At 67.0% G+C, this 24,518-nt stretch carries 25 protein-coding genes, 6 tRNA genes and 1 pseudogene; 20 read left to right on the plus strand and 12 right to left on the minus strand.

The annotated features are described in order from the left end of the window. Window positions 1-138 precede the first annotated feature (138 nt). Window positions 139-327 carry a hypothetical protein gene (locus IDM45_RS03335; protein WP_209421603.1) on the plus strand — a complete coding sequence of 63 codons (189 nt, stop codon included), beginning with the start codon at window positions 139-141 and terminating at the stop codon, window positions 325-327. 134 nt (window positions 328-461) lie between these two features. Here the strand turns inward: IDM45_RS03335 and hpnE are convergent, their stop codons facing one another. From hpnE to hpnC, 3 genes and pseudogenes are all read right to left on the minus strand, one after another. Continuing rightward, window positions 462-1,865 (minus strand): hydroxysqualene dehydroxylase HpnE, encoded by a 1,404-nt coding sequence (hpnE, locus tag IDM45_RS03340; protein ID WP_209423983.1) that lies wholly within the window; start codon window positions 1,863-1,865, stop codon window positions 462-464. 37 nt (window positions 1,866-1,902) lie between these two features. Next, a pseudogene (hpnD, locus tag IDM45_RS03345) lies at window positions 1,903-2,741 on the minus strand (presqualene diphosphate synthase HpnD). Window positions 2,742-2,868: 127 nt separating this feature from the next. After that, window positions 2,869-3,813, minus strand: coding sequence for a squalene synthase HpnC (hpnC, locus tag IDM45_RS03350; RefSeq protein WP_209421604.1), 945 nt, complete (start codon window positions 3,811-3,813; stop codon window positions 2,869-2,871). A gap of 76 nt (window positions 3,814-3,889) precedes the next feature. Here hpnC and IDM45_RS03355 point away from each other — a divergent pair. From IDM45_RS03355 to IDM45_RS03400, 10 genes are all read left to right on the plus strand, one after another. Next, window positions 3,890-3,975: transfer RNA gene (locus tag IDM45_RS03355), tRNA-Leu, on the plus strand. Window positions 3,976-4,084: 109 nt separating this feature from the next. Next, window positions 4,085-5,398, plus strand: a complete 1,314-nt coding sequence (gene tig, locus IDM45_RS03360) for a trigger factor (RefSeq protein ID WP_209421605.1) — start codon at window positions 4,085-4,087, stop codon at window positions 5,396-5,398. A gap of 114 nt (window positions 5,399-5,512) precedes the next feature. Beyond that, window positions 5,513-6,121 carry an ATP-dependent Clp endopeptidase proteolytic subunit ClpP gene (clpP, locus tag IDM45_RS03365; RefSeq protein WP_209421606.1) on the plus strand — a complete coding sequence of 203 codons (609 nt, stop codon included), beginning with the start codon at window positions 5,513-5,515 and terminating at the stop codon, window positions 6,119-6,121. 126 nt (window positions 6,122-6,247) lie between these two features. Further along, window positions 6,248-7,513: an ATP-dependent Clp protease ATP-binding subunit ClpX gene (gene clpX, locus IDM45_RS03370; RefSeq protein WP_209421607.1), complete on the plus strand. Its 1,266-nt coding sequence runs from the start codon at window positions 6,248-6,250 to the stop codon at window positions 7,511-7,513. 104 nt (window positions 7,514-7,617) lie between these two features. Beyond that, window positions 7,618-10,050 carry an endopeptidase La gene (gene lon / locus IDM45_RS03375; RefSeq protein WP_209421608.1) on the plus strand — a complete coding sequence of 811 codons (2,433 nt, stop codon included), beginning with the start codon at window positions 7,618-7,620 and terminating at the stop codon, window positions 10,048-10,050. 119 nt (window positions 10,051-10,169) lie between these two features. Then, window positions 10,170-10,245: transfer RNA gene (locus IDM45_RS03380), tRNA-Gly, on the plus strand. 50 nt (window positions 10,246-10,295) lie between these two features. Beyond that, a tRNA-Cys gene (locus IDM45_RS03385) sits at window positions 10,296-10,369 on the plus strand. A gap of 128 nt (window positions 10,370-10,497) precedes the next feature. Next, a tRNA-Gly gene (locus IDM45_RS03390) sits at window positions 10,498-10,573 on the plus strand. Window positions 10,574-10,713: 140 nt separating this feature from the next. Next, window positions 10,714-10,806: transfer RNA gene (locus IDM45_RS03395), tRNA-Leu, on the plus strand. A gap of 11 nt (window positions 10,807-10,817) precedes the next feature. Further along, window positions 10,818-11,450, plus strand: a complete 633-nt coding sequence (locus tag IDM45_RS03400; RefSeq protein WP_209421609.1) for a DUF6806 family protein — start codon at window positions 10,818-10,820, stop codon at window positions 11,448-11,450. Between the two features lie 109 nt (window positions 11,451-11,559). Here IDM45_RS03400 and murI read toward each other — a convergent pair whose 3' ends face one another. Further along, window positions 11,560-12,447: a glutamate racemase gene (gene murI / locus IDM45_RS03405; RefSeq protein WP_209421610.1), complete on the minus strand. Its 888-nt coding sequence runs from the start codon at window positions 12,445-12,447 to the stop codon at window positions 11,560-11,562. 234 nt (window positions 12,448-12,681) lie between these two features. Here murI and ilvD point away from each other — a divergent pair, with 234 nt between their 5' ends. The 3 genes from ilvD to IDM45_RS03420 are packed head-to-tail and all read left to right on the plus strand — an operon-like array spanning window position 12,682 to window position 15,751. Further along, window positions 12,682-14,541, plus strand: a complete 1,860-nt coding sequence (gene ilvD, locus IDM45_RS03410) for a dihydroxy-acid dehydratase (protein WP_209421611.1) — start codon at window positions 12,682-12,684, stop codon at window positions 14,539-14,541. Next, window positions 14,538-15,281: an SDR family NAD(P)-dependent oxidoreductase gene (locus tag IDM45_RS03415; protein WP_209421612.1), complete on the plus strand. Its 744-nt coding sequence runs from the start codon at window positions 14,538-14,540 to the stop codon at window positions 15,279-15,281. The genes ilvD and IDM45_RS03415 overlap by 4 nt, the downstream gene beginning before the upstream one ends. A 35-nt stretch (window positions 15,282-15,316) precedes the next feature. Next, window positions 15,317-15,751 carry a PaaI family thioesterase gene (locus IDM45_RS03420; protein ID WP_209421613.1) on the plus strand — a complete coding sequence of 145 codons (435 nt, stop codon included), beginning with the start codon at window positions 15,317-15,319 and terminating at the stop codon, window positions 15,749-15,751. On the opposite strand, the gene IDM45_RS03425 is transcribed toward IDM45_RS03420, so the two are convergent. The 4 genes from IDM45_RS03425 to IDM45_RS03435 form a co-directional block, all read right to left on the minus strand. Continuing rightward, a complete protein-coding gene (locus IDM45_RS03425) occupies window positions 15,738-16,850 on the minus strand; it encodes an acyltransferase family protein (protein WP_232653495.1) in 1,113 nt (370 codons plus the stop codon). The genes IDM45_RS03420 and IDM45_RS03425 overlap by 14 nt on opposite strands. Before the next feature lie 151 nt (window positions 16,851-17,001). Next, complete coding sequence (locus IDM45_RS17490; RefSeq protein ID WP_233457468.1) at window positions 17,002-17,295, minus strand: hypothetical protein; 294 nt, start codon at window positions 17,293-17,295, stop codon at window positions 17,002-17,004. Beyond that, a complete protein-coding gene (locus tag IDM45_RS17495) occupies window positions 17,292-17,513 on the minus strand; it encodes an Rrf2 family transcriptional regulator (RefSeq protein WP_233457469.1) in 222 nt (73 codons plus the stop codon). Before IDM45_RS17495 ends, IDM45_RS17490 begins: the two co-directional genes overlap by 4 nt. 133 nt (window positions 17,514-17,646) lie before the next feature. Then, on the minus strand, window positions 17,647-18,018 hold the full coding sequence (locus tag IDM45_RS03435; protein ID WP_209421615.1) for a hypothetical protein: 372 nt from the start codon (window positions 18,016-18,018) through the stop codon (window positions 17,647-17,649). Window positions 18,019-18,122: 104 nt separating this feature from the next. On the opposite strand from IDM45_RS03435, the gene IDM45_RS03440 reads away from it, so the two are divergent. Beyond that, window positions 18,123-18,392 carry a hypothetical protein gene (locus IDM45_RS03440; RefSeq protein ID WP_209421617.1) on the plus strand — a complete coding sequence of 90 codons (270 nt, stop codon included), beginning with the start codon at window positions 18,123-18,125 and terminating at the stop codon, window positions 18,390-18,392. Here the strand turns inward: IDM45_RS03440 and asd are convergent. Further along, window positions 18,389-19,258, minus strand: a complete 870-nt coding sequence (gene asd, locus IDM45_RS03445) for an archaetidylserine decarboxylase (RefSeq protein WP_209421619.1) — start codon at window positions 19,256-19,258, stop codon at window positions 18,389-18,391. The two genes, IDM45_RS03440 and asd, sit on opposite strands and share 4 nt — an antisense overlap. A gap of 149 nt (window positions 19,259-19,407) precedes the next feature. Between asd and IDM45_RS17500 the strand changes: the two genes are divergently transcribed. The 5 genes from IDM45_RS17500 (at window position 19,408) to IDM45_RS03465 (ending at window position 22,323) form a co-directional block, all read left to right on the plus strand. After that, a complete protein-coding gene (locus tag IDM45_RS17500; protein ID WP_232653490.1) occupies window positions 19,408-19,725 on the plus strand; it encodes an HPP family protein in 318 nt (105 codons plus the stop codon). Next, entirely contained in the window at window positions 19,710-20,576 is an 867-nt protein-coding gene (locus IDM45_RS03450) for a CBS domain-containing protein (RefSeq protein ID WP_232653488.1), read from the plus strand. Before IDM45_RS17500 ends, IDM45_RS03450 begins: the two co-directional genes overlap by 16 nt. 277 nt (window positions 20,577-20,853) lie before the next feature. After that, window positions 20,854-21,111 carry a translation initiation factor IF-1 gene (gene infA, locus IDM45_RS03455; RefSeq protein ID WP_209421621.1) on the plus strand — a complete coding sequence of 86 codons (258 nt, stop codon included), beginning with the start codon at window positions 20,854-20,856 and terminating at the stop codon, window positions 21,109-21,111. A gap of 62 nt (window positions 21,112-21,173) precedes the next feature. Further along, window positions 21,174-21,250: transfer RNA gene (locus tag IDM45_RS03460), tRNA-Pro, on the plus strand. 290 nt (window positions 21,251-21,540) lie between these two features. After that, window positions 21,541-22,323, plus strand: a complete 783-nt coding sequence (locus IDM45_RS03465) for a DUF3014 domain-containing protein (RefSeq protein WP_209421623.1) — start codon at window positions 21,541-21,543, stop codon at window positions 22,321-22,323. On the opposite strand, the gene IDM45_RS03470 is transcribed toward IDM45_RS03465, so the two are convergent. Genes IDM45_RS03470 through IDM45_RS03480 form a run of 3 tightly spaced genes read right to left on the minus strand, consistent with a single transcriptional unit; the run spans window position 22,307 to window position 24,505 of the window. Then, window positions 22,307-23,149, minus strand: coding sequence for a M90 family metallopeptidase (locus IDM45_RS03470; protein WP_209421624.1), 843 nt, complete (start codon window positions 23,147-23,149; stop codon window positions 22,307-22,309). The genes IDM45_RS03465 and IDM45_RS03470 overlap by 17 nt on opposite strands. Before the next feature lie 10 nt (window positions 23,150-23,159). After that, window positions 23,160-23,939 (minus strand): UDP-2,3-diacylglucosamine diphosphatase, encoded by a 780-nt coding sequence (locus IDM45_RS03475; RefSeq protein WP_209421625.1) that lies wholly within the window; start codon window positions 23,937-23,939, stop codon window positions 23,160-23,162. Between the two features lie 26 nt (window positions 23,940-23,965). After that, on the minus strand, window positions 23,966-24,505 hold the full coding sequence (locus IDM45_RS03480) for a peptidylprolyl isomerase (RefSeq protein ID WP_209421627.1): 540 nt from the start codon (window positions 24,503-24,505) through the stop codon (window positions 23,966-23,968). Between the last annotated feature and the right edge of the window lie 13 nt (window positions 24,506-24,518).

The raw sequence follows: 24,518 nt of genomic DNA on the forward strand, positions 1-24,518 counted from the left end.
GCGCTTGACTGTCAAAGATTTTGGCGGTTTTTTGCAAAAACAGGACGAGCCAGGAAGGCTACTTGGCGGCTGGAGAACACCGGCACGCTGGGCCTGCTGGCGCTGCTGCGCGCGGCGCACGGCCAGGCCACGCTGCAGGTGCAGCCCGACGGCACGGCGCTGGCAACGCTGGGCGGACAGGGCTATGCGCTCACGCCCCGGCTGGCGCTGCAGCCGGCCCCGGCTGATCGGGCCGGGCAGGCGATGTGGACGCAGGTCGAGGACAGCTTGTTGCTGCTGTCCGTGCGCCTGGGCGATGGCTGGGTGCAGGTGCTGGAGGTGCGCTGAGGGCAGTGGCAAGGGCGGGCAGCGCGTGTGGCGGTGGACGCCGGCTACCTGCCTGTAATTGATATGAAATACCGTCGAAACCCTTGCTGGGCAAGCGCTGGCAGCTATTTAAAGGGTAGCAATCCTCAGGTGAATCACTGGCCCAGCGCCGCCACGGCTGCCGCGCCGTGCAGCACCGCTCCTTCCAGCGTCGCCGGATACGGCCCGGCCACGTAGTCGCCGCAGGCCAGCAGGCCGGGGGCGATGGCCTGCGGCGGGCGGGCCAGCTGTGGCGTACACAGGAACGTCGCCCGCCGCTCGACCACGGTTTGCAGCACGCGCAGCGGCGGCAGGGCGAGTTCGCGGCTGGCCTGCGCCAATACCTGCTGCTCCAGCGCGACGCGCTCGCCGGCAAAGGCACTGACGACAAAGGCCAGCAGCCCATGCGTGCCGTCGAGCTGGCCGCGATCGAAGGCGAATTGCGCCGGGCCGCTGCGCAGCGCCAGCATGGGGGCGGGCAGCAGGGCGGTGCGCTCCTGGGCCGGGGACTGCGGCGAGGGCTGCGGCAGGGACTGCGGTGAGTGGTGCAGCTCGGCATAGACCGTGGCAATGGCGCCAAAGCGCAGCGCCTGCGCTGTCTGCGCCCAGGTCTGCAGAGGCTGGCGTTCGGTGGCGGGGACTTGCGCGCTGGCGGCCAGCCGGGCCGCTTCCTGGCTGCTGGTGGCCAGCAGCACGGCGTCGAAGTGGGCCGCGCCGCTGCCGCCGTCCTTTGCCGTGCCGTCGCCCGCCTGGCCTGCACCAACACCAGTACCGGCGCCATCGATCAGCCAGCCCGCGCCGCCGGGCGCGCGCGCCAGGGTCTGCACGCGCCGGCCCAGGTGGACGCTGTGGCCGCGTGCGCGCAGCCAGTCGGCAGCCGGCTCGGGCAGCAGCGCGCCCAGGTCGGTGCGCGGCACCAGCAGGTTGGAGCCGCCGCGCCCGGCAAACAGGCTGTCGTGCAGCACGCGCAAGAAGGTCTGGCCGCAGGCCTGCCCTGCCGGCGTGTTCAAGGCTGAGACGCACAGCGGCTCGATGAATTCGTGCATCAGTCGCGCCGGCAGGCCGGCGCACAGCTCGGCCACGCTGGCCTGCGGCGCGCAGCGAAAGCCGGACAGGCGCCAGCGCGCCGCGCGCCCCAGCAGGGCCAGGCGCTCGCGAGCGCTCCAGCCGCGCGCGCGGGCGATGCCCAGCAGCGCGTCCCAGGGCGGGGCGGCATCGGGCAGGGCCAGGCCGCTGCCGTCGGCAAAGCGCAGCGTCAGCGGCAGGCGCAGCAAGGCTTGCTGCGCCGACACGCCAATGGTCTGCAGCAAGTCCAGGCACTCGGTGTAGGCGCCGATCAGGATGTGCTGGCCGTTGTCCAGCTGCACGCTGCGCCCGTCGGCCAGCGTGGCCGGCACGGTGCGTGCGCGCCCGCCCAGGCTGCGGCTGGCCTCCAGCACGGTGACGGCGTGGCCGGCCTGGGCGGCGCGCACGGCAGCGGCCATGCCGCCCCAGCCGGCGCCGATGACGGCAACCCTCATCGTCATTTGCGTTGTGTCCGCCGTGCTGTGGCCGGGCCTACATCCGGCCCAGCGCCTGCACCTTCCAGGCCAGCCACAGCTTGCGCAAGGGGTCAGGCTGGTGCGCTGGTGCAGCACCCGAAAGCCGTCGGCCTCGATCTCGGCCAGCAGCGTGCGGTAGATGCTGGCCATCATCAGGCCGGGCTTTTGCGCGCGCCGGTCGGCTGCGGGCAGCAGCGCCAGCGCCTCGTCGTAGGTCTGCTGCGCGCGCGCGCACTGGAAGCGCATCAGCGCGGCAAAGCGCTCGGAGTGCTGGCGCTGGGTGATCTCGCTGATCTTCACGTCGAACTGCTGCAGCTCGCTGACGGGCAGATAGACGCGCCCGCGCATGGCGTCCTCGCCCACGTCGCGGATGATGTTGGTGAGCTGGAAGGCCAGGCCCAGCCGGTGTGCGTACTCGGTCGTCGCCTCCTGGCTCTGGCCGAAGATGCGCGCGGCCACCTCGCCGACCACGCCGGCCACCAAGTGGCAGTAGCGCTGCAGGTCGGCAAAGTCCAGGTAGCGCGTCTGCGTCAAGTCCATGCGGCAGCCGTCGATCACCGCCTGCAGCTGGCGCTGCTGTAGGCCAAAAGGGGTGATGTGCGGCGCCAGCGCCTGGGTGGCCGGGTGGCTGGGCGCGCCGGCAAAGGTCTTGGCGACCTCGCCGCTCCACCAGTCGAGCTTGGCAGCGGCCACGCCCGGGTCGCTGACCTCATCGACCACGTCGTCCACCTCGCGGCAAAAGGCATAGAACGCCGTGATGGCCGCCCGTCGCTCGCGCGGCAGGAACAGGAAGGCGTAGTAAAAGCTGCTGCCCGAAGCGGCGGCCTTGTGCTGAACGTACTGCTGGGGAGTCATCGGGCGTGGATTGTCCCATGTGGCGCGACGCGCCCTGGAGACGGGTGTTTTCAGATAAAAATCCCGGTTTTTTCAATCCAGGCAAGCGCTGATAGCTATCAATAAATGAGTTGCGGGAGGCTGGCGGCTACATGCGCGCGGCGCGCAGCAGCATCAGCGCCCAGTCCGGCGCGCGCAGGACTGGGCGCTGCAGCAGGCTGGCGCCGCCCAGGGCCTGTACCTTGTCCAGGATGCGCAGGCCGCCTTGCACGACCAGGCGCAGCTCCCAGCCGGCGCGGCCGGGCAGGGCACGCGCCAGCGGCGCGCCCTGCAGCATCAGCGTACGCGCCCAGGCGGCGCAGTCCAGGATCAGCGCGTCGCTGGCCGGGCTGCGCCGCTGCGCGGCCAGTTCGGTGCGCGGCACGGCGAAGGCGGCGCAGTCGGCATCGCTGAGATAGTGCCGCCCGCGCGGCAGATCGACGCTCAGGTCTTGCCAGAAGTTGATGAGCTGCAGCGCCGAGCAGATGGCGTCGCTTTGCGCCAGCGCAGCCCGATCCTGCACGCCGTACAGGTGCAGCAGCAGCCGCCCGACCGGGGTGGCCGAGCGGCGGCAGTAGTCCAGCAGCGCCGCGCGGTCGGCGTGGGTACTGCCGGCGGCGGTCATGCGGACGTCCTGCTCGAAGGCGTCCAGCAGGTCGTGCAGCAGCGGCAGCGGCAGGGCGTGGCTGCGCAGCACGGCGGCCAGCGGGATGAACACGCGCGCCCAGCGTGGGCTGGGGGCCTGGCCGGCGGCGCTGGCCTGCAGGTCGCGGCGGTAGGCCTGCAGGTCGGCCAGACGTGCGGCGCTGCTGGCCGTGCCCTCGTCGGCCAGGTCGTCGGCGGTGCGGGCAAAGGCGTACAGCGCGGCGATCGGCGCGCGCAGCGGTGCCGGGCACAGCAGCGAGGCGACGGGGAAGTTCTCGTAGTGCGAGACCGGCGCGGGGCCAGGGGCGGGGCCGGCGTGGTTGGGGGCGAAGTCTTCACGCCGGCGATTGTCGGGCCTGGGTGGGCTGGCCGGCCTGCGCGTGCGGCTTGCCGGGCCGGGCTGAAACATCAGGGTAAAATCTGCCGTTTGACCTGCCAGCCCGGGCAGATGTGCGCCCCATGCGCGCACCGGGCTGGCCAAAACCGCGCGGGTGGCGAAATTGGTAGACGCACCAGGTTTAGGTCCTGACGGTGGCAACACTGTGGGGGTTCGAGTCCCCCCCGCGCACCAACGTGACACGCTGACCAAGCTGCAGCCACAACCAGGCCAGGAGCCTGCGCGGCTCGCTGTCACGGCCCCTATTTCGACGCATCCGAAGCAACCGACACCAGGAAACACCATGGCCGTAAATGTTGAGACCCTCGAAAAGCTTGAGCGCAAGATCACGCTGAACCTGCCCCTGTCCGCCATCCAGAGCGAGGTCGAGGCGCGCCTCAAGCGCCTGGCGCGCACCGTCAAGATGGACGGCTTTCGCCCCGGCAAGGTGCCCATGAGCGTGGTGCAGCAACGCTACGGCTACTCGGTGCAGTACGAGGTGCTCAACGACAAAGTGGGCGAGGCCTTTGCCCAGGCCGCCAGCGAGGCGCAGCTGCGCGTGGCCGGCCAGCCGCGCATCACCGAAAAGGACGGCGCGCCCGAGGGTGAGGTCAGCTTCGACGCCGTGTTCGAGGTCTTCCCCGAGGTCAAGATCGGCGATCTGTCCGAGGCCGAGGTCGAGCGCACCAGCGCCGAGGTGACCGACGAGGCCATCGACAAGACCATCGACATCCTGCGCAAGCAGCGCCGCACCTTCAGCCAGCGCGCCGAAGGCCAGCCTGCCGAAGACGGCGACCGCGTCAGCGTGGACTTCGAGGGCAAGATCGACGGCGAACCCTTTGCTGGCGGCAAGGCTGAGGACTTCCAGTTCCTGGTCGGCGAGGGCCAGATGCTCAAGGAGTTCGAGGATGCCGTGCGCGGCATGAAGGCGGGCGAGAGCAAGACCTTCCCGCTGGCCTTCCCCGAGGACTACCACGGCAAGGAGGTGGCCGGCAAGACGGCGGACTTCCTGGTTACGGTGAAGAACATCGAGGCCGCGCACCTGCCCGAGGTGGACGAGGAGATGGTCAAGTCCCTGGGCATCGAGGACGGTTCGGTGCAGGCCCTGCGCGACGACATCAGGAAGAACCTGGAGCGCGAGGTCAAGTTCCGCCTGCTGGCGCGCAACAAGCAGGCCGCCATGGAGGCGCTGCTGTCCAAGGCCGAGCTGGATCTGCCCAACGCCGCTGTGCAGTCCGAGATCGAGCGCTTGCGCGACGCTGCCCGCGCCGACCTCAAGCAGCGTGGCATCAAGGACGCCGACAAGGCCGACATCCCCGACGATATCTTCCGCCCGCAGGCCGAGCGCCGCGTGCGCCTGGGTCTGGTGGTGGCCGAGCTGGTCAAGTCCAACGAACTGCAGGCCAAGCCCGAGCAGGTCAAGGCCCACATCGACGAGCTGTCGGCCAGCTACGAGCAGCCCGAGGATGTGGTGCGCTGGTACTACAGCGACCGCAACCGCATGGGCGAGGTCGAGGCCGTGGTCATCGAGAACAATGTGACCGACTACGTCATGTCCAAGGCTCGCGTCAACGACAAGGCGCTGGGCTTTGACGAGCTGATGGGCCAGCAGGGCTGATCAGCCTGAACGCTGGCCGACACGGCAGCCAGCGCCATGCTTGCGGGGCTTGTGCTTTGCGGCACAAGCCCCATTTCCTTTGGTGAATCTGTACGGCAACGGAGAAAACGACACATGAGCGCACTGGACACCCAGGCCCTGGGCATGATCCCCATGGTCATCGAGCAGTCGGGCCGCGGCGAGCGGTCTTATGACATCTATTCGCGCCTGCTCAAGGAGCGGGTCATCTTCCTGGTCGGCGAAGTCAACGACCAGACGGCCAACCTGGTGGTGGCGCAGTTGCTGTTCCTGGAGAGCGAGAACCCGGACAAGGACATCTCGTTCTACATCAACTCGCCCGGCGGCAGCGTCACGGCGGGCATGGCCATCTACGACACCATGCAGTTCATCAAGCCCGACGTGTCCACGCTGTGCTGCGGCTTTGCTGCCAGCATGGGGGCGTTCCTGCTGGCCGCTGGCGCCAAGGGCAAGCGCTTCTCGCTGCCGAATTCGAAGATCATGATCCACCAGGTGCTGGGCGGCGCACGCGGCCAGGCGACCGACATCGAGATCCATGCCCGCGACATCCTGCGCACCAAGGATCAGATGAACCGCATCCTGGCCGAGCGCACCGGACAGCCTCTGGACAAGATCAAGACCGACACCGAGCGCGACTACTTCATGACAGCGGGCGAAGCCAAGGACTACGGCATCGTCGATCAAGTCATCGCCAAGCGCCCCTGAGCGAAGACACGCGCCAGGTTTTTCCTGCGCCGAATGCGGCGTTTCCTGCACGGGAAGCGCCGTTTTTATTTCGCTATCATCGATGGCAGCTTTATCCAGTTACCCAGTCGCGAGGCACTTTCATTCATGGCCGAGAAAAAAGGCTCATCCAGCGAGAAGACCCTGTATTGCTCCTTTTGCGGCAAGAGCCAGCATGAGGTGAAGAAGTTGATCGCCGGGCCGTCCGTGTTCATCTGCGACGAGTGCATCGACCTGTGCAATGAGATCATCCGCGACGAATTGCCACCGGGCGAGAGCGCGCGCGACGCACGCGGCGACCTGCCCGCGCCTGCCGAGATCAAGGCCAATCTGGACAGCTATGTCATCGGCCAGGAAAAAGCCAAGCGCACGCTGGCCGTGGCCGTCTATAACCACTACAAGCGCCTGCGCCACAAGGACAAGGCGGGCAAGGACGATGTCGAGCTGTCCAAGAGCAACATCCTGCTGATCGGCCCGACCGGCTCGGGCAAGACGCTGCTGGCGCAAACCCTGGCACGCCAGCTCGATGTGCCCTTCGTCATGGCCGATGCCACCACGCTGACCGAGGCCGGCTACGTCGGCGAGGACGTGGAAAACATCATCAGCAAGCTGCTGCAAAGCTGCAACTACGAGGTCGAGCGTGCCCAGCGCGGCATCGTCTATATCGACGAGATCGACAAGATCAGCAGGAAGAGCGACAACCCCAGCATCACCCGCGACGTCTCGGGCGAGGGCGTGCAACAGGCGCTGCTGAAGCTCATCGAGGGCACGCTGGCCAGCGTGCCGCCGCAGGGCGGGCGCAAGCACCCCAACCAGGACTTCCTGCAGATCGACACGACCAACATCCTGTTCATCTGCGGCGGTGCCTTCGCCGGCCTGGACAAGGTCATCGAGGCGCGCACCGAGGCCTCCGGCATCGGCTTTGGCGCGGCGGTCAAGAGCAAGTCGCAGCGCTCGTTGACCGAGCTGTTCCAGGACATTGAGCCTGAGGATTTGATCAAGTTCGGCCTGATCCCCGAGCTGGTGGGTCGGATGCCCGTGGTCACGGCCCTGGCCGAGCTGGGCGAGGACGCCCTGGTGCAGATCCTGACCGAACCCAAGAATGCACTGGTCAAGCAGTACAGCAAGCTGCTGGCCATGGAAGGCGTGGATCTGGAGATCCGCCCCACGGCGCTCAAGGCCATCGCCCGTAAGGCGATTGCGCGCAAGACCGGCGCACGCGGTCTGCGCTCCATCCTGGAGCACGCCCTGATCGGCACCATGTTCGACTTGCCCAACGCCTCCAACGTCGAGAAGGTGGTGGTTGACGAGGCCACGATCGAAGAGGGCAAGGCGCCGCTGCTGGTCTATCGCGAAGCCGCCAAGAAGGCCTGACGCGGGCGCCGTCCCGGAGGCCGGCAGATCCCGCAGCGCAAGCCGCTGCGGGTTGAAACCATTCGCTCCTGGCCCATATGCCATGGAGCTATTCAAGGATTGCAATGTCCGGACTCACCCCTTTGCCCGATACCCCCATAGACCTGCCGCTGCTGCCCCTGCGCGACGTGGTGGTCTTTCCCCACATGGTGATCCCGCTGTTCGTGGGCCGCGCCAAGAGCATCAAGGCGCTGGAGCAGGCCATGGAGGCCGATCGCCGCATCATGCTGGTGGCGCAGAAAACTGCCGCCAAGGACGAGCCGCAGGTGGCTGATCTGTTCGAGGTCGGCTGTGTCTCCACCATCTTGCAGATGCTCAAGCTGCCCGACGGCACCGTGAAGGTGCTGGTCGAGGGCCAGCAGCGCGCTGCCGTGGTGCAGGTCGAGGAAAGCGAAGCGCTTTTCACTGCCACCTTGCGTCCACTACCAGTGGCCGAGGCGGGCGCAACCAGCGAAGTCGAGGCGCTGCGCCGCGCGGTGATGCAGCAGTTCGACCAGTACGTCAAACTGAACAAGAAGATTCCTTCAGAAATCCTCGCTTCGATCGCCAGCATTGAGGATGCCGGTCGCCTGGCCGACACCATCGCTGCGCACCTGCCGCTCAAGCTGGACAACAAGCAGGTCGTGCTGGGTCTGGCCGACGTCAAGGAGCGGCTGGAGAATCTGTTTGAGCAGCTCGAACGCGAGGTGGACATCCTCAACGTGGACAAGCGCATCCGGGGACGTGTCAAGCGCCAGATGGAGAAAAACCAGCGCGATTTCTACCTGAACGAGCAGGTCAAGGCCATCCAGAAGGAACTGGGCGAGGGCGAGGAAGGCGCGGATATCGAGGAGATCGAGAAAAAGATCAAGTCCGCCAAGATGCCCGCCGAGGCGCGCAAGAAGGCCGAAGCCGAGCTGAAGAAGCTCAAGCTGATGTCGCCCATGTCCGCCGAGGCGACGGTGGTGCGCAACTACATCGATGTGCTGGTCGGCCTGCCCTGGAGCAAGAAGACCAAGGTGCGCCACGACCTGGCGCTGGCCGAGGACGTGCTCAACGAAGACCACTATGGCCTGGAGAAAGTCAAGGATCGCATCCTGGAGTATCTGGCCGTGCAGCAGCGCGTGGACAAGCTCAAGGCCCCCATTCTGTGCCTGGTCGGGCCGCCGGGCGTAGGCAAGACTTCGCTGGGCCGGTCGATCGCCAAGGCCACGGGCCGCAAGTACGTGCGCATGGCGCTGGGCGGAATGCGCGACGAGGCGGAAATCCGGGGCCACCGTCGCACCTACATCGGTGCCATGCCCGGCAAGGTGCTGCAGAACCTGAACAAGGTCGGCACGCGCAACCCGCTGTTCCTGCTCGACGAGATCGACAAGCTGGGCATGGATTTCCGGGGCGACCCGTCCAGCGCGCTGCTGGAGGTGCTCGACCCCGAGCAGAACCACAAGTTCGGCGATCACTATGTCGAGGTGGACTTCGACCTGTCGGACGTCATGTTCGTGGCGACATCGAACTCCATGAACATTCCGCCGGCGCTGCTCGATCGCATGGAAGTCATCCGCCTGTCGGGCTACACCGAGGACGAGAAGACCAACATCGCGTTGAAATATCTGCTGCCCAAGCAGATGGAGAACAACGGCGTGCGTGCGGGCGAGCTGGAAATCACCGAGGCCGCCGTGCGCGACATCGTGCGCTACTACACCCGCGAGGCTGGCGTGCGCTCGCTGGAGCGCGAGTTGTCCAAGATCTGCCGCAAGGTGGTCAAGGCCGTGCAGCTCAAGCAGACCAGCGGCCCGGTCGAGGTCACGCCCGAGAACCTGCATGAGTACCTGGGCGTGCGCAAGTACACCTATGGCCGCGCCGAGCACGACAACCAGGTCGGCCAGGTCGTGGGCCTGGCCTGGACGGAAGTCGGCGGCGACTTGCTGACCATCGAAGTGGCCACCATGCCGGGCAAGGGCAGCATCACCCGCACCGGTTCGCTGGGCGACGTGATGAAGGAGTCCGTCGAGGCGGCACGCACGGTGGTGCGCAGCCGCGCGCGCCTGCTGGGCATCAAGGATGAGGCATTCGACAAGCGCGACCTGCACATCCACGTACCCGATGGCGCCACGCCCAAGGATGGCCCCAGCGCCGGCGCCGCCATGGCCACGGCCATCGTCTCGGCGCTCACGGGCATCCCGGTGCGCGCCGACGTGGCCATGACCGGCGAGATCACGCTGCGCGGCGAGATCACGGCTATCGGTGGCCTCAAGGAAAAACTCCTGGCGGCGCTGCGCGGGGGCATCAGGACGGTGTTGATCCCGCAAGAGAACGTCAAGGATCTGCAGGACATCCCGGACAACGTCAAGAGCGGCCTGGAGATCGTGCCCGTCAAGTGGATCGACAAGGTGCTGGAAGTGGCCCTGGAGCGCAAGCCCGAGCCTTTGACCGAGGAGGAGGTGGCCGCCCAAGCCGCAGCAGCCGTGTCTGCACCAGTCTCCGGCCATGCCGGAGGCGCAGGCGCGGTGCCTCACTGACGCGCACTGGTGGTCGGGATGGGAGAAAAATTTGGTGCTTTCCCCGATGTAGGGCAAAAAATGCGTTAAACTTCCATCCATCGATGCCAAGCGTTGTAGAATGTGAGGCTTCGGTAAATGCGGGAATAGCTCAGTTGGTAGAGCGCAACCTTGCCAAGGTTGAGGTCGTCGGTTCGAGACCGATTTCCCGCTCCAGTTTTGTGAAAAGGGGTGCTGTGGCTCCCCTTTTTTACAGTGTGAGGTTTGGCGCGGTAGCAAAGCGGTTATGCACCGGATTGCAAATCCGATGAGGCCGGTTCGACTCCGGCCCGCGCCTCCAGTTTTTTGCCACATCCATGCGGCGCCAGCAAAGATAATCTTGACTGGTTCGCAAAATGGGCAAAAAGACGTGCTAGAATTTCAGTCTTTCCAGAGCGCGCTGCGATCAGCAGGCAATCAGGAAAATATGCGGGAATAGCTCAGTTGGTAGAGCGCAACCTTGCCAAGGTTGAGGTCGTCGGTTCGAGACCGATTTCCCGCTCCAGTCATGCAAAAGGGAAGCTCAGGCTTCCCTTTTTTATTGCTTGCAAGCAGTTGTCTGCCAGTCGACGCGGGAGCCATTGCATCCCCTGTCCCAGGCAGTTACGCTGGTCACTTCGCCGGCCAGTCATCTGCAGGCCAGCCGCCCCGGTGGTGAAATTGGTAGACACTGCGGACTTAAAATCCGCCGCTTTCCTGCAAAGGGGCGTGCCGGTTCAATCCCGGCCCGGGGCACCATTGGAATCCACATGTCACATTACAACGCTCCCTTCGAGATTCACGTCCACGGCCAGGTGCAGCTGCGCCCGGAGGTGGATTTCAACCAGCTGCAGGAAGCTCTCAAGCCGCTGTGGAAGTACGCTGGCGCCCGCTCGCTGGCCGATGGCGCCGAGAGCGCCTACGAAGACGAGCCCGGCATCCAGTTCGACCCCAAAGAGCGCGTGCTGCAGATGTGCTGGACGGTGCGCGGCGGCGATGATTTCCGCCAGTCGTTGGACGACATGTGCATGGGCCTCAACGAGCTGGCCCAGCAGGGCGCAGCCATCGAGGTCAGCTTCTACGATGCCGAGTTCGACGAGGACGAAGCCGATGATGAGGCCGACGCGCGCGATGACTTCCTGTTGCTCTTCGTCGGCCCCACGCCGGCAGCCATCATGCAGGTGCAGCGTGACCTTCTGGTGCAGGATGTCGTCAACCTGATGGAGCGCCACTTCGACGGCGCCGAGCTCGGCGGCGTGGTCGGTGAGATCGACAAATTGTTCACCGAGCGCTTCGACGCGCTGGTCAATTCGCTGGAGATCGGCAAGCCACCGCGCGGCAGTGGCGGTCCAGGTGGCAATGCCGGGCATGGCGGCGGTCGCCGCCCACGGCATCTGCACTGACAGCGACAGCCCCAGCACAGGTGGATCCGGTGGTCTTTTGCTCCTGAAAAAAGAGCTGTCACCGCTTGCTGGCAAAGGGGGAAACCCGGTTTTTATCCTTTTTTCGGTATCAGGCGATTGCCACGGTGCTGCTGTGGGCCGAGGGCAGTTGCAGCCAGCGGTCGACAGCCGCCTGCAGGGCACCTGCTGCGCCCGTGGTATGCAACAAGACCGGCGCATTGCCGGATGTGGCATCGCAGGCATCGCCCGTGCAGGGCTGGGGCGCCAGCGCCTGCTGCACGGCCAGCAGGCGCCGCGTCTGCCGCGCCACTGCCGGGCCGGTGTCGATGAGCTGGACATCAGGCCCCACCAGTTCACGCAGCATAGGCCGCACGAAGACATAGTGCGTGCAGCCCAGCACCAGGGTATCGATTTTCCCGGCCCCACTGCCGAAGTTCCCCAGCGCCGCGACATAGCGTGTACACAGCTCGCGAATGCGCCTGTGTGCTTCCTCTCGCGCCGACCATGCCGGCACCGTGCTTTGCTCGATGGCCTGGGCCAGGCCGTCGCAGGCCTGTACGGCAAAGCGCACCCGTGACGCATGGGCCTCGCGCAGCCGGGCAAAGCGGGCGCTGTGTACCGTGCCGCGCGTGGCGAGCACGCCGACCTGGCCGGTGCGGGTGCGCTCGGCGGCGGGCTTGAGGGCCGGCTCGACGCCAATGATCGGCAGCGCTGGCAGGGCAGCGCGCAGCCGCTCTACCGCAGCGGCAGTGGCGGTATTGCAGGCCACGACCAACGCCTTGATGCCGTACTTGCGCTGCAGCCAGCGTCCGATGACCAGGGTGCGGCGGATGACGAAGGCATCGCCTTTTTCGCCATAAGGGGCGTGGGCGCTGTCGGCCAGATAGACAAAGCGCTCGTGCGGCAGCTCCTCGCGCAATGCTGCCAGCACACTCAGGCCGCCAATGCCGCTGTCGAATACGCCGATGGGCTGCTGGGCGCGGGGCTGCTGGGTCATGGCTGGACAGGGCTGAACAAAGGCAGAGGCAGGCGGGTCGGACAGGCGTGCCAGTATGCCCGCGTTGCCGGTGCCACCGGAGTGCTGCGACATAATCATTTGCTTTGCCCGCCCTGGCTCAAGAGGCCTGGTGCGGGCCATGTTCAGCCACTTGCTGCCCAGCGCATACATGCCGGCCCGGCCAGGTGGCTGCTCCCCCGCTTGTTTCGCCCTCTTTCCCGTCCAGGTTTCACGATGCCCGAATACCGTTCCAAGACCTCCACTGCCGGCCGCAACATGGCAGGCGCGCGCGCGCTGTGGCGTGCCACCGGCATGAAGGATGCCGATTTCCAGAAACCCATCATCGCAGTGGTCAACTCGTTCACGCAGTTTGTGCCCGGCCACGTGCATCTGAAGGACTTGGGACAGCTGGTGGCGCGCCAGATCGAGGCTGCCGGCGGCGTGGCCAAGGAGTTCAACACCATCGCCGTCGATGACGGCATCGCCATGGGTCACGACGGCATGTTGTACTCGCTGCCCAGCCGCGAAATCATCGCCGACAGCGTCGAGTACATGGTGAATGCCCACTGCGCCGACGCCATGGTGTGCATCTCCAACTGCGACAAGATCACCCCCGGCATGTTGATGGCCGCCATGCGGCTGAACATCCCGGTCATCTTCATCTCCGGCGGGCCGATGGAGGCAGGTAAGGCGCAGCTGGCCATGCCCGGCAAGGCCACCATCACCATCACCAAGAAGCTCGACCTGGTGGATGCCATGGTCATGGCCGCCGATGAGCAGGTCAGCGATGCCGACCTGGCCGAGGTCGAGCGCTCGGCCTGCCCGACCTGCGGCTCGTGCTCGGGCATGTTCACCGCCAACTCCATGAACTGCCTGACCGAGGCCCTGGGCCTGTCGCTGCCGGGCAATGGCACGCTGCTGGCCACGCACGCCGACCGCGAGGAGCTGTTCAAGCGCGCCGGTCGGCGCATCGTGGAGCTGGCCCGCCAGTACTACGAGCAGGGCGACGAGCGCATCCTGCCGCGCTCGGTGGGCCTGCCGGCGTTCGAGAATGCCATCACGCTGGACATCGCCATGGGCGGCTCCACCAACACCATCCTGCACCTGCTGGCTATTGCCCAGGAGGCGGAGATCGCCTTCACCATGAAGGACATCGACCGCCTGTCGCTGGAGGTGCCGCAGCTGTGCAAGGTGGCGCCCAATACCGACAAATACCACATCGAGGACGTACACCGCGCTGGCGGCATCATGGCCATCCTGGGCGAACTCGACCGCGCCGGCAAGCTGCATACCGACGTGCCCACGGTACACGCCAGGACGCTGGGCGAGGCGCTGGAGCAGTGGGATGTCACGCGCACCCAGGACGAGGCCGTGCAGCGCATGTACCTGGCCGGCCCGGGTGGCATCCCGACGCAGACCGCCTTCAGCCAGGACAGCCGCTGGCCCAGCCTGGATCTGGATCGCGAGCATGGCTGCATCCGCTCCTATGAGCACGCCTACAGCAAGGAGGGCGGGCTGGCCGTGCTGCACGGCAACATCGCGCTCGATGGCTGCGTGGTCAAGACGGCGGGCGTGGATGAGTCCATCCTGGTCTTCGAAGGCCCGGCGCACGTGGTCGAGTCGCAGGACGAAGCCGTCGAGCACATCCTGAGCGATCAGGTCAAGGCTGGCGATGTGGTGGTGGTGCGCTACGAAGGCCCCAAGGGCGGGCCGGGGATGCAGGAAATGCTGTATCCGACCAGCTACATCAAGTCCAAGGGTCTGGGCAAGTGCTGCGCGCTACTGACGGATGGACGTTTTTCCGGCGGCACGTCCGGCCTGTCCATCGGCCACGTCTCGCCCGAGGCAGCGGCGGGCGGCGCCATCGGCTTGGTGCGCAATGGCGACCGCATCCGCATCGACATCCCGGGCCGCACCATCGATGTGCTGGTGAGCGATGAGGAGCTGGCGCGCCGCCGCGCCGAGCAGGACGCCCGGGGCTGGAAGCCCGCCGAGCCGCGTCCGCGCAAGGTGTCCGCAGCGCTGAAGGCTTATGCCAAGCTGGTCACCAGCGCCGACAAGGGCGCCGTGCGCGACCTGTCGCTGCTCGATTGAGCGCCACCGCGCCCGTCGCCCTGGTCACCGGGTCGACGTCGGGCATCGGCGCCGCCGCCGCGCGCCGCCTGGCGCACGAGGGCTACGCGGTCATCGTGCATTCCCGCAGCTCGGCGCAGGCCGGCCAGGCGCTGGCCGCCGAGCTGGGCCGCGCGGTCTACATCCAGGCCGACCTGGCGGTGGATGCCGACCGCGTGCGCCTGGTGCGCGAGGCCGAGGCCGCCTGGGGCCGGCTGGACGTGCTGGTGAACAACGCCGGCATCAGCCGCGTGGTGCCACACGACGATCTGCTTGCTGCCACACCAGACCTCTGGCACGAGCTGCACGAGGTCAACGTGGTCGCCCCGTTCCGTCTGGTGGCCCAGGCGCGTGCGGCGCTGGAGGCGGCGGCCGGGCGCGGGCGCGCCGGTTGCGTCATCAACGTCAGCTCGCACGCTGGCGTGCGGCCCAAGGGCGCGTCCATTCCCTACGCCACTTCCAAGGCGGCGCTCAACCACATGACGCGGCTGCTGGCGCTGTCGCTGGCGCCGCGCATCCGGGTGAACGCCGTGGCGCCCGGCCTGGTCGACACGCCCCTGACGGCCGACTGGACGCAGGCCCAGGCGCTGTGGCGCGACCGCGCCCCGCTGCGCCGCGCCGCCCAGCCGGCCGACGTGGCGCAGGCCATCGCCCTGCTGGCCGCCAGCGACTATCTGACCGGAGAAGTCCTGCTGCTGGACGGCGGGCTGAACCTGACCTGACCCGCTCCCCCAAAAAAACACAAAAACGGTACGCCATGAACGACCTCCACCAGCGCATCGCCGCCAGTTTCAACGCCCAGGGCCTGATGGCCACGCTGGGCGCGCGCCTGGTGCGCGTGCAGGACGGTGAAGTGCAGATCGACATGCCCTTCGCGCCCGGCCTGTCGCAGCAGCATGGCTATGCCCATGCCGGCGCCATCACCAGCATCGTGGACAGTGCTTGCGGCTACGCTGCGCTGACCCGCGGGCCGGTAGGCTGCGAGGTCGTGACGGCGGAGTTCAAGACCAATTTCCTGCGCCCGGCCATCGGCCAGCGCTTTGTCGCCGTGGGTCGGGTGGTCAATGCCGGGCGACAGTTGGCCGTGGTCACCGGCGAGGTGCTGGCCCATGCGGCAGAGGGCGGCGATGCGGCTGCGCCCAAGGTGGTCGCCCTGATGCAGGCCACCATGGTTTACGTCAATCCGCGCTGAGGGCTGGCTGCGCCGGGCGAGTGGGGCGGCGCGTCCCATCGCGCCAGCGCAAGGCCCAGCGCTCGACGGTGTAGTACGACAGCGCAGCCAGCGCCGATGACAGCGCCAGGCCCAGCAGCACCGTCACCGGCCAAGGCTGGTCGGCGCGCAGCAGGCGCACGATGGGGTAGTGCCACAGATAGATGCCATAGGACATGCGCCCCAGCCAGACCAGCGCCGGGGCGCTGAGAGCCTCGTATGCCGTGCCGCGGCGCTGCAGCACCGCCATCAACACGATGACGGTGGCGCACTCGACCACGGTGATGCCCCAGGCCAGCACGTTCATGTCGTCCCAGGTCTGCGCCATGAGCAGTGGCACTGCCAGCACGAACCACATGCCGTGCGACAGGCGCACGCGCAGGGCGATGAACCACGCCGGTTGCTCGCGCACCAGCGCCGCCAGCAAGGCGCCCATGAGCAGGCCGGTGGCGCGGGTGTCGAAGCGAAAGAAGATTTCGTAGAACTGCTGGCCGCGCAGCACCCACAGCACGCGCCAGGCCCAGGCCAACAGCAGCAGCGCGGCAATCGGGCGCCAGCGCCGGCCCGGTGCCGTCCAGCGCACCAGCAGCGCGAGTGTCAGCGGCCACAGCAGATAGAAATGCTCCTCCACCGACAGCGACCACATGTGCAGCAGCGTGCCGGGGCTGTCGAAGAAGGCGATGCCGTAGTCTGCCAGGTACAGCAGCGATACCAGGGCGTCCTGATAGACATCGTCCAGACCCGGCCAGATGGAGGGGGCCAGCAGGCAGTAGGTGCCCAGAAACAGCGCCAGCGCCGGCGTCAGGCGAAACAGCCGGCGGCGGCAAAAGCGCCAGTAGTGCAGCCGGCCTGTGCCCTCCAGCTCGATCAGCAGCAGCGTGGAAATCAGAAAGCCGCTGAGCACGAAGAACACATCGACGCCGTAGAAAGCTCCGTCGAACAGTGGTGCATGGGCGTGCGACAGGATGACCAGCACGATGGCAACGGCGCGCAGGCCGTCCAGCGCCGGGTTGTAGGCCAGGCTGGGCCGAGTCTGCGGGCTTGCTGTTGCCGTCTGCTGTTGAAGAACCACTGAGGACAAGACCTGCGACCTCCACTGTTGTCCAGCCGGGCGGTGGGTTCCGGCCATGAAGCGGGCGATTGTAGGTAATCTCAGGGTTTTTCCCGATGGATGCCTGTCGGCAACGGTAGTGAGTTTCTTCAGCGGCGGCTGTGGCGATGGGTCAACCCCATCAAGATGGTGTCAGGCCCAGGGCGAACACCGAGTTGGGCACATCCTGCGCCGGAATCTGGCGCACCGGGCGCGTGCGGGAGGCGCCCCGCCGACTGGCCACTGAGACCGAAGCGCGTGGCTGCTGGGCTAGCAGATCGGCCAGGGTGACCGATTGCAGATAGTCCATCACCCGGCCCTGAAAGCTGCTCCAGAGTTCGGCAGTCATGTCGGTGTTGGCGGCGTGCTGGGGACGGCGTGGCCTGGGAGCCGGCAGGGCGGCCTCGGCGGCCTGGATGATTTGTGCCACCGTCAATGTCTGGGGGGGCAGGTCAGCCGGTAGCCGCCGCCCGGGCCGCGGCTGCTGGCCACCAGTCCGGCACGGCGCAGGGCGCTGAAGATGTCCTCCAGATGGGACAGGGAGATGCTCTGGCGCGCGCTGATGGCAGGCAGGGCGACGGGCTGGCCTCCCGAGTGCAGGGCCAGGTCGGTCAGGGCAGTGACGGCAAGTTTGCCGCGTGTGGTCAATCGCATGATGGGAACTCCGAAAGGCAGGCAAGGCGAGGGCCGGGGTCTGCGCGCCATGAGTGGGGCAGGCAGTCCAGCCGAACAAAGGGCCAGGGGCCAGGCTGCTTGTCGCCAGAAGGCGACAGGGCCGGCAGGCCTTTCAGGCGCGTGGTGGGCGCAGTTGGCGATGCGCAGGCTGGGAGATCAGCCAGAGTCCGGGCTGGGTCGGACAGGGAAAACGCAGCGCTGCGTCAGTGGCGGCAGTGCGCTGGAACTCCAGGTCATCGGGCAGATCGACGCTGCCGACAGTGCTGTCGGTGGAGTCGGCAGTGCTGCTGTCGCTAGGGCTGCCGGGTATCTGTGCAGACGCAGACGGCGCCTCCAGCACCGGAGCTGGAGGCTTGGCTGCGCATTGCGCGGTGCTGTGCGCCATCGGCCATGCCGGGCCGGGATGCGCGGTATTCGCCCATGCGGACACTCCCAGGCCCAGCAGGAACTGCAGGGAGATCAGGGTGAGCAGCCAGCGAAGCATAAGAGGTCGATTATATAAAAGCTGTCTGGGGGCTCTGCAGGACATATCCCGGCACCCTGCCCAGTCCTGGGACTGGTGGCATGGCAGCCGGTAAAATCATTGCCATGAATGCTCCTGCCTCCTCCCTTGCCATAGCCGACAGCCCCGAGGCGCCCTGGGGCTGGAGCGAGCGTTTTCGGATGCCGCTGTACAAGCCGGGCGCGCGCGTGCGCCACCGTGGCTCGTGGGAAACGATCAGCCACATCGCCCTGCGGCGCCACGATCTGATGGTGTATCTGGTGGGCCGCACCGATCCGGTCAAGTCGCTGCTCATCGAGATAGAGCCGACGGTTTTCACCACCCGGCGCGTAGTATCGACCGGCCCGCGTTTCTAGGGCGTGTCACGCACGCCGTGGCTCTGCGCCCGTGCCATGGCCTCGCCCAGGCGCACCGCGCGCTGCCCCTCCCAACCCGGTTCAAACTGCACTGCTGAACGCTGGAACAGCAGTACGACCGTGGAGCCGAGCAGGAACCGCCCCATCTCCTGGCCCTGCTGGAGCACGATTCTTTGATCGGCATAGTCCCAGCGGCGCAGCCGGCCCGGGCGCGGTGGATTCACCTGCCCATGCCAGGCAGTGGCCATGCTGCCGACGATGGTTGCCCCGACCAGTATCAGCGCCATGGGGCCCAGCGCAGTCTCGAACAGGCAGACCACGCGCTCGTTGCGGGCAAACAGGCCCGGCACGCCGCGCGCCGTCACCTGACTGACGGAAAACAGCGAACCCGGCACGTATTCCATGCGCAGTAGCCTTCCATCGCAGGGCATGTGGATGCGATGGTAGTCACGCGGGCTCAGGTAGATGGTGGCAAAACTGCCGTCCCGGAAAGTAGCCGCCAGGTTTTCGTCGCCGGCCAGCAGCGCCGTGGTGCTGTAGTGATGACCCTTGGCCTGGAAGATCTGGTCGCCCTCGATGCCCCCCAGTTGGCTGACCGCGCCATCGACCGGGCAGATGACATCGGCTTCGTCCATGGGCCGGACGCCGGGGCGCAGGGCACGGGTGAAGAAATCATTGAACGTCGCGTAGCTCGCAATGTCCGGATCGGCAGCCTCGTGCATGTCCACCCGGTAACGGGCCACGAAGCGGCGAATGACTGCCGTGGTCAGCGCGCCGGCGCGGGCCGAGGCAAATTTTCCGGCCAGGACAGTCAGGGCTTGTTTCGGCAGCAGGTATTGGGGCAGGACGGCGAGGCGGTCAGACACGTGGCGGCATTGGCTTCGTGGAGGGTGCTGCGATTGTAGAGGCCGGGCCGGCTGCTTTCTGTGGAACCCTGCAGACACTGCCGGGCAGGCAGATAATGGCGGGTTTTTCGCGTTTGACTCGCATTGCCCGCCGGGTGGTGCAAGCTCCCATGCCCACCTTTCGTTTCACCGGCGTGCCTGCCTCCAGCGGCGCAGTGCGCGCCCGTGTGCGCCGCTGCCTGCAATGGCTGCGGCTGTTCTTTCCGCAACCGGTGGGCATCACCTGGCGCGAGCGCCTGCGCATTGTGGCCGGTATCGCGCTGAGCGTTGCCGCCGTGGCAGTGCTGGCGCATGAACTGGAGACCACCCTGCCGGCGCCCTGGCTGGTGGCGTCCATAGGGGCCAGCGCGGCCTTGGTGATTGCCGTGCCTGCCAGCCCCTGGCCCAGCCTTGGCCGGTGCTGGCCGGCACCGTGCTGTCTTTCCTGATCGGCATCGGCTGCGCGGCCTGGATCGGCAATGTGGTCGTGGCCTGCGCGCTGGCCGTGGGGCTGGCAGTCGCTGCCATGCTGACGCTGCGCTGCCTGCATCCGCCCGGAGGAGCCATGGCGCTGTTTGCCGTGCTGCATCCACCGGAGGCCACGCTATCGGCTGCGGGGCCGTTGCTGCTCAATGTAGGTGTGCTGGTGCTCACGGCCACCGTCTACAACCACCTGACGGGGCGCAGCTACCCGCACGCCCAGAAGATTGCTGCAGGCAGCGCCTCGGCAGGCAGCGGCGCCTTCACCTCGGCCGATCTGGACGCCGCGCTGGCGCACTACGACGAAGTGCTGGACATCAGCCGGGCCGACCTGGAAGGCCTGCTGCAGTTGGCCAGCCGGGCAGCCTTCCAGCGCACTTTTGGGGAGCTGCGCTGCCAGGACATCATGTCGGCTCCCGTACATGCCGTGGCACCGGATATCGCGCTGGCCGATGCCTGGAAGCTCATGCGCCGTGAGGCCATCAAGGCGCTGCCGGTGGTGGGCGAACACGGTGAAGTCGTGGGCATCATCACCATGGCCGACTTCATGCGCCTGGCAAATCTGGATGCGCACGAAGGCATGGGGCAGCGCTTGCGCTCGCTGATCCTGGGGCGTCCCAGGCAACCCGAGAAGGTGCGCAACCTGATGAGCACACCGGCGCAGCAGGTGCAGACCGAGCAGCCGGTCATGGCGCTGGTGCCGCTGTTCTCCGAGGCCGGGCACCATCACTTCCCGGTGGTCGATCGAGAAGGCCAACTGGTGGGCATCATCACCCAGACGGATCTGGTGCGTGCGCTGGCGCGGGCCGTGGCGCAATAAGGGCAAGCGTGGCGTCTTGCAGATCAAGGCGCTACAATTGACCGGTTTAGCACAGCGCCACGCCTGCTGCTGCCACGAAAGCTGCTGCGGCTGCGCGCCCGGAGCATCTTTCGCTGCCATGGGCCGCACCGGCTCCCTGCACCTGCGGGTGCAGAGTTTTTTCCAGCCTGCATTGCACCGTGCTTCGCGCCCGCGAAGGGTCTGCGTGGTTCCCGGCCTACGGGCGCTTCAGACTTCGGGCTCTCCCGCAAACCGTTTCACAGAATCATCATCATTCATGGCCAAAGAAGAACTCATCGAGATGCAGGGCAGCGTCACTGAAGTGCTGCCCGACTCACGCTTTCGCGTGACGCTGGACAATGGGCACCAGCTCATTGCCTACACCGGCGGCAAGATGCGCAAGCACCACATTCGCATCCTGGCCGGCGACAAGGTTTCGCTGGAAATGTCGCCCTACGACCTGACCAAGGGCCGCATCACCTTCCGCCACCTGCCCGGGCGCGGCCCCGGCCCCAATGCTCCCCACCGGCGTTGATCAGGAAAATAATGCGCTGGCTCGCTGGGCACTGCGTTTTGACGGGTTAGAATGCCAGCTGTCGGAGCGTAGCGCAGCCTGGTAGCGCATCTGCTTTGGGAGCAGAGGGTCGCGAGTTCGAATCCCGCCGCTCCGACCAATGAAATCAAGGCCTTGCATCATTTCGGTGCAAGGCCTTTTGTCTGTATGGCGCCTTGCGGGAACACCACGCAGGCTTCGCACTCGCACGATGGACAACCTGGGCGGCCTGTCTGTGCCGCCGCCAGCTGTCTGCCTGGAGTGCCCATGACCCAACCCCGATCACGCAGCGCAGGCTTTGTGCCGCCGCGCCGCTCTTCCCTTTTCCCCGCCCTCGGCTGGCTGCTGCTGACTGTGGTTGTTGTAGCGGTGGCCTGGTGGCTCTGGTGGCGCCCGGGCCTGGCTCCCGGCATGACTGCCCCAGCCGGCCCGGCCACAGCCACGGCTCCTGCCGATCCCGCCGATCCGCCACCCACTGCTGCGCCAGAGAGCCAAGCGGATTTGCTGCCCCTGGAGCACCACCCCGTGGAGGCACTGGCGGCGCCGGCTGCCGATCTGCCGGCTCCCGCCGATGCCGACAGCCGGGTGCAGGACGAGTTGACAGCCCTGCTGGGTGCGCAGCAGGTTGCCACCTTCCTGCTGACCGACGGCTTCGCGCGCCGTGCTGTGGTCACGGTGGACAACCTGGCCCGGCCCCAGGCGGTGGCCCGGCTGTGGCCGGTGCAGCCCACGCCGGGGCGCTTCGCCGTCGATGACACACCACAACAAGGGCCGCAGACCATCGCTGCCGACAACGCCGACCGTTACCGCGCCTTCATCACCTTTGCTGAGGCCGTGCCGCTGGATCCCGCAGTGCAGTTGTATGCCCGTCTGTATCCACTGTTCCAGACGGCCTATGAAGAGCTGGGCTATCCGGGCCGCCATTTCAACGACCGGCTGGTGCAGGTGCTGGATCATCTGCTGGCAGCGCCCGAGCCGGCGCAGCCGCTGGCCGTGCAGCTCACGCCCGTCGAAGGCGAAGTGCCATCGCTGCGGCCCTGGGTGCGCTATGAGTTTGTTGACCCGCAACTGCAGGCCCTGAGCAGCGGCCACAAGCTGCTGCTGCGCATGGGGCTGGACAACGCCCGGCGCCTCAAGGCCGTGCTAGTCCAAGTGCGCCAGCGCGTGGCCACCGGCGTCAAGGTGCAGCAGTAGTCGGCGCGGGCTGGAAGAAGGCTTGCAGCAGCGGCGCCAGTGTCGGGAACTCTTGGCTGAAGCGCTCGCGGTGTACGAACCAGGCCTCGCAGGCCACGGCGAAAAATTCCGCCGGTGCCGTGGCGCCATAGGCATCCAGCCAGGGCCGGGTGCCGCCGAAGCGCTCGGCAATGATGACCTGCTCGCGAAATTGCTCATAGGCCGGCTGCCAGGCGGCGTGCCAGGCCTCGCGGGCAGCGCGCACGCTGTCCGTGCCCAGATAACCCGGCGGCAGGGGTGGGCAGCCATCGGCCTGGCCGCCCTGCATGTCGATCTTGTGCATGAACTCGTGGATGACCACGCTGGTGGCGTACTCGCCAGCCGCCGCGCTGCCGGCTGCGTCCACTGCCGGCCAGCTCAGCATGACCGGCCCGCCCTGCATGGCCTCGCCCTGCAGCACCTCATGGTAGTGGTGTACGACACCAGCTTCGTCCACTGCGCGGCGCCGCGCCACGGCTTCGGCTGGATGCACCACGATGCCGACGAAATCGTCATACCACAGCAGCGCCTGCTGCGGCGCGCCCCAGTGCAGCAGCGGCAGGCAGGCCTGGGCGGCGATGGCCAGCGCCATGTCGTCGCTGACCTGCAGGCCATGCGCCCCGGTGAACTGCTTGCGCTGCAGGAACAGTGCGCTGAGCGCACGCAGCTTGGCCAAGTCGTGCAGCGGCAGCCGGGCGATGAAGGGATAGCGCGCCACGGTGTCCAGCCATAGCTGCGCCGGGATGTCGGGCACCGGCGCGACGCTGCGGCGTACGCGCTGCAGCAGCCGGTTCAGCCAGCCGGCCATGATGAGCGGATCAGCCGGCCAGCGGCAGGCGGTAGCTGCCGCTGGCGTCCAGGCGCAGCACGCCGGCGCGTGGTGGGGTGGCTGTCAGATCCCAATCGGTCAGCACATGGCGCGTGGCGCCGCCGGGCAGGGCATGGTCGGCGGGCAGATGCGTGTGGCCGTGGATCAGGGCGTCGGCGCGGGCTGCCTGCAGCCAGTCCTGCACGGACTGGGCATCGACATCGGCCAGGACTGCCGTGCCAGCCTGTTTCCTGGCCTCGCTCTCGTCGCGTGCGCTGCGGCCTGTGGCGCGGCGCTCGTGCAGGGGACGAGCCAGTAGCTGCGCCTGCCAGGCCGGATCGCGTGCCAGGGCGCGAAAGCGCTGGTAGGCCACGTCATCCAGGCACAGCGCATCGCCATGCGTCAGCAGCCAGCGCCGCCCGGCCAACTGCAGCAGCGTCGGGTCGGCCAGCAGCGCGATGCCGGTGCGCTCGGCAAAGGCCGGGCCGATCAGGAAATCCCGGTTGCCGTGCATGAAGAAGGTGGGCCGCAGCCGCGCCGCCTGGCCCAGCAGGGCGGCGCAGTGCGCTTCAAAGCCGCCCGGCTCATCCAGCGCATCGTCGCCCACCCAGACCTCGAACAGGTCGCCCAGGATGAACACGGCATCGGCAGCCGTGGCGTGCAGATGCCGCAGCAGCGCCGCCAGCGCATCCGGCGTGCCCGGCTCCAGGTGCAGGTCGGACAGGCAGTCCACTGCGCGCCAGTGCGCCGGGGCGCTCAGCTCGGCAATGGCGGGCGCGGGGGCAGGCATGGCGGGCAGACGACGGGGCAGGGCGCTCAGGCCTGGACGGCGACGGCCTTGTCGATGACCACCGAGTCGAACGGCACGTCGTCGTGGTAGCCCTTCCTGGTGGTACGCACCTTGCGGATGGCGTCCACCACGTCCTGGCCCTTGGTCACCTTGCCGAATACGGCATAGCCCCAGCCCTGCGGCGAGGGCGAGGTGTGGTTCAGGAAGGCGTTGTCCACGGTGTTGATGAAGAACTGCGCAGTGGCGCTGTGCGGGTCGCCCGTGCGCGCCATGGCGACGGTGTACTTGTCGTTGGCCAGACCGTTTTGCGCTTCGTTCTCGATGGGCGCCTCGGTGGGCTTTTGCTGCATGTCAGGGGTGAAGCCGCCGCCCTGGATCATGAACCCCTTGATGACACGGTGAAAGATGGTGCCGTCGTAGAAGCCCTGGTTCACGTAGTTCATGAAGTTCTGCACCGTCTTGGGTGCGCGCTGGGCGTCCAGCTCCAGGGTGATGACGCCATTGGTGGTGGTGTCGCCCTCGGTAATGGTGACGTGCAGCTCGACTTCGGGGTTGGTGGTGCTCATGGCGGGTGTCCTT

Source organism: Melaminivora jejuensis (assembly GCF_017811175.1).
Classification (GTDB): domain Bacteria; phylum Pseudomonadota; class Gammaproteobacteria; order Burkholderiales; family Burkholderiaceae_C; genus Melaminivora; species Melaminivora jejuensis.

Excerpts from the sequence above, each read along its gene's own strand:
- tig (WP_209421605.1), top strand. The coding sequence starts at position 4,085 with ATGGCCGTAAATGTTGAGACCCTCGAAAAGCTTGAGCGCAAGATCACG.
- IDM45_RS03470 (WP_209421624.1), bottom strand. The coding sequence starts at position 23,149 with ATGGCCGGCTGGCTGAACCGGCTGCTGCAGCGCGTACGCCGCAGCGTC.
- lon (WP_209421608.1), top strand. The coding sequence starts at position 7,618 with ATGTCCGGACTCACCCCTTTGCCCGATACCCCCATAGACCTGCCGCTG.
- clpP (WP_209421606.1), top strand. The coding sequence starts at position 5,513 with ATGAGCGCACTGGACACCCAGGCCCTGGGCATGATCCCCATGGTCATC.
- infA (WP_209421621.1), top strand. The coding sequence starts at position 20,854 with ATGGCCAAAGAAGAACTCATCGAGATGCAGGGCAGCGTCACTGAAGTG.
- clpX (WP_209421607.1), top strand. The coding sequence starts at position 6,248 with ATGGCCGAGAAAAAAGGCTCATCCAGCGAGAAGACCCTGTATTGCTCC.
- murI (WP_209421610.1), bottom strand. The coding sequence starts at position 12,447 with ATGACCCAGCAGCCCCGCGCCCAGCAGCCCATCGGCGTATTCGACAGC.
- IDM45_RS03480 (WP_209421627.1), bottom strand. The coding sequence starts at position 24,505 with ATGAGCACCACCAACCCCGAAGTCGAGCTGCACGTCACCATTACCGAG.
- IDM45_RS03465 (WP_209421623.1), top strand. The coding sequence starts at position 21,541 with ATGACTGCCCCAGCCGGCCCGGCCACAGCCACGGCTCCTGCCGATCCC.
- IDM45_RS17495 (WP_233457469.1), bottom strand. The coding sequence starts at position 17,513 with ATGCGATTGACCACACGCGGCAAACTTGCCGTCACTGCCCTGACCGAC.
- IDM45_RS17500 (WP_232653490.1), top strand. The coding sequence starts at position 19,408 with ATGCCCACCTTTCGTTTCACCGGCGTGCCTGCCTCCAGCGGCGCAGTG.
- hpnC (WP_209421604.1), bottom strand. The coding sequence starts at position 3,813 with ATGTTTCAGCCCGGCCCGGCAAGCCGCACGCGCAGGCCGGCCAGCCCA.
- IDM45_RS03435 (WP_209421615.1), bottom strand. The coding sequence starts at position 18,018 with ATGCTTCGCTGGCTGCTCACCCTGATCTCCCTGCAGTTCCTGCTGGGC.
- ilvD (WP_209421611.1), top strand. The coding sequence starts at position 12,682 with ATGCCCGAATACCGTTCCAAGACCTCCACTGCCGGCCGCAACATGGCA.
- hpnE (WP_209423983.1), bottom strand. The coding sequence starts at position 1,865 with ATGAGGGTTGCCGTCATCGGCGCCGGCTGGGGCGGCATGGCCGCTGCC.
- IDM45_RS03420 (WP_209421613.1), top strand. The coding sequence starts at position 15,317 with ATGAACGACCTCCACCAGCGCATCGCCGCCAGTTTCAACGCCCAGGGC.
- IDM45_RS03440 (WP_209421617.1), top strand. The coding sequence starts at position 18,123 with ATGAATGCTCCTGCCTCCTCCCTTGCCATAGCCGACAGCCCCGAGGCG.
- IDM45_RS03475 (WP_209421625.1), bottom strand. The coding sequence starts at position 23,939 with ATGCCTGCCCCCGCGCCCGCCATTGCCGAGCTGAGCGCCCCGGCGCAC.
- IDM45_RS03400 (WP_209421609.1), top strand. The coding sequence starts at position 10,818 with ATGTCACATTACAACGCTCCCTTCGAGATTCACGTCCACGGCCAGGTG.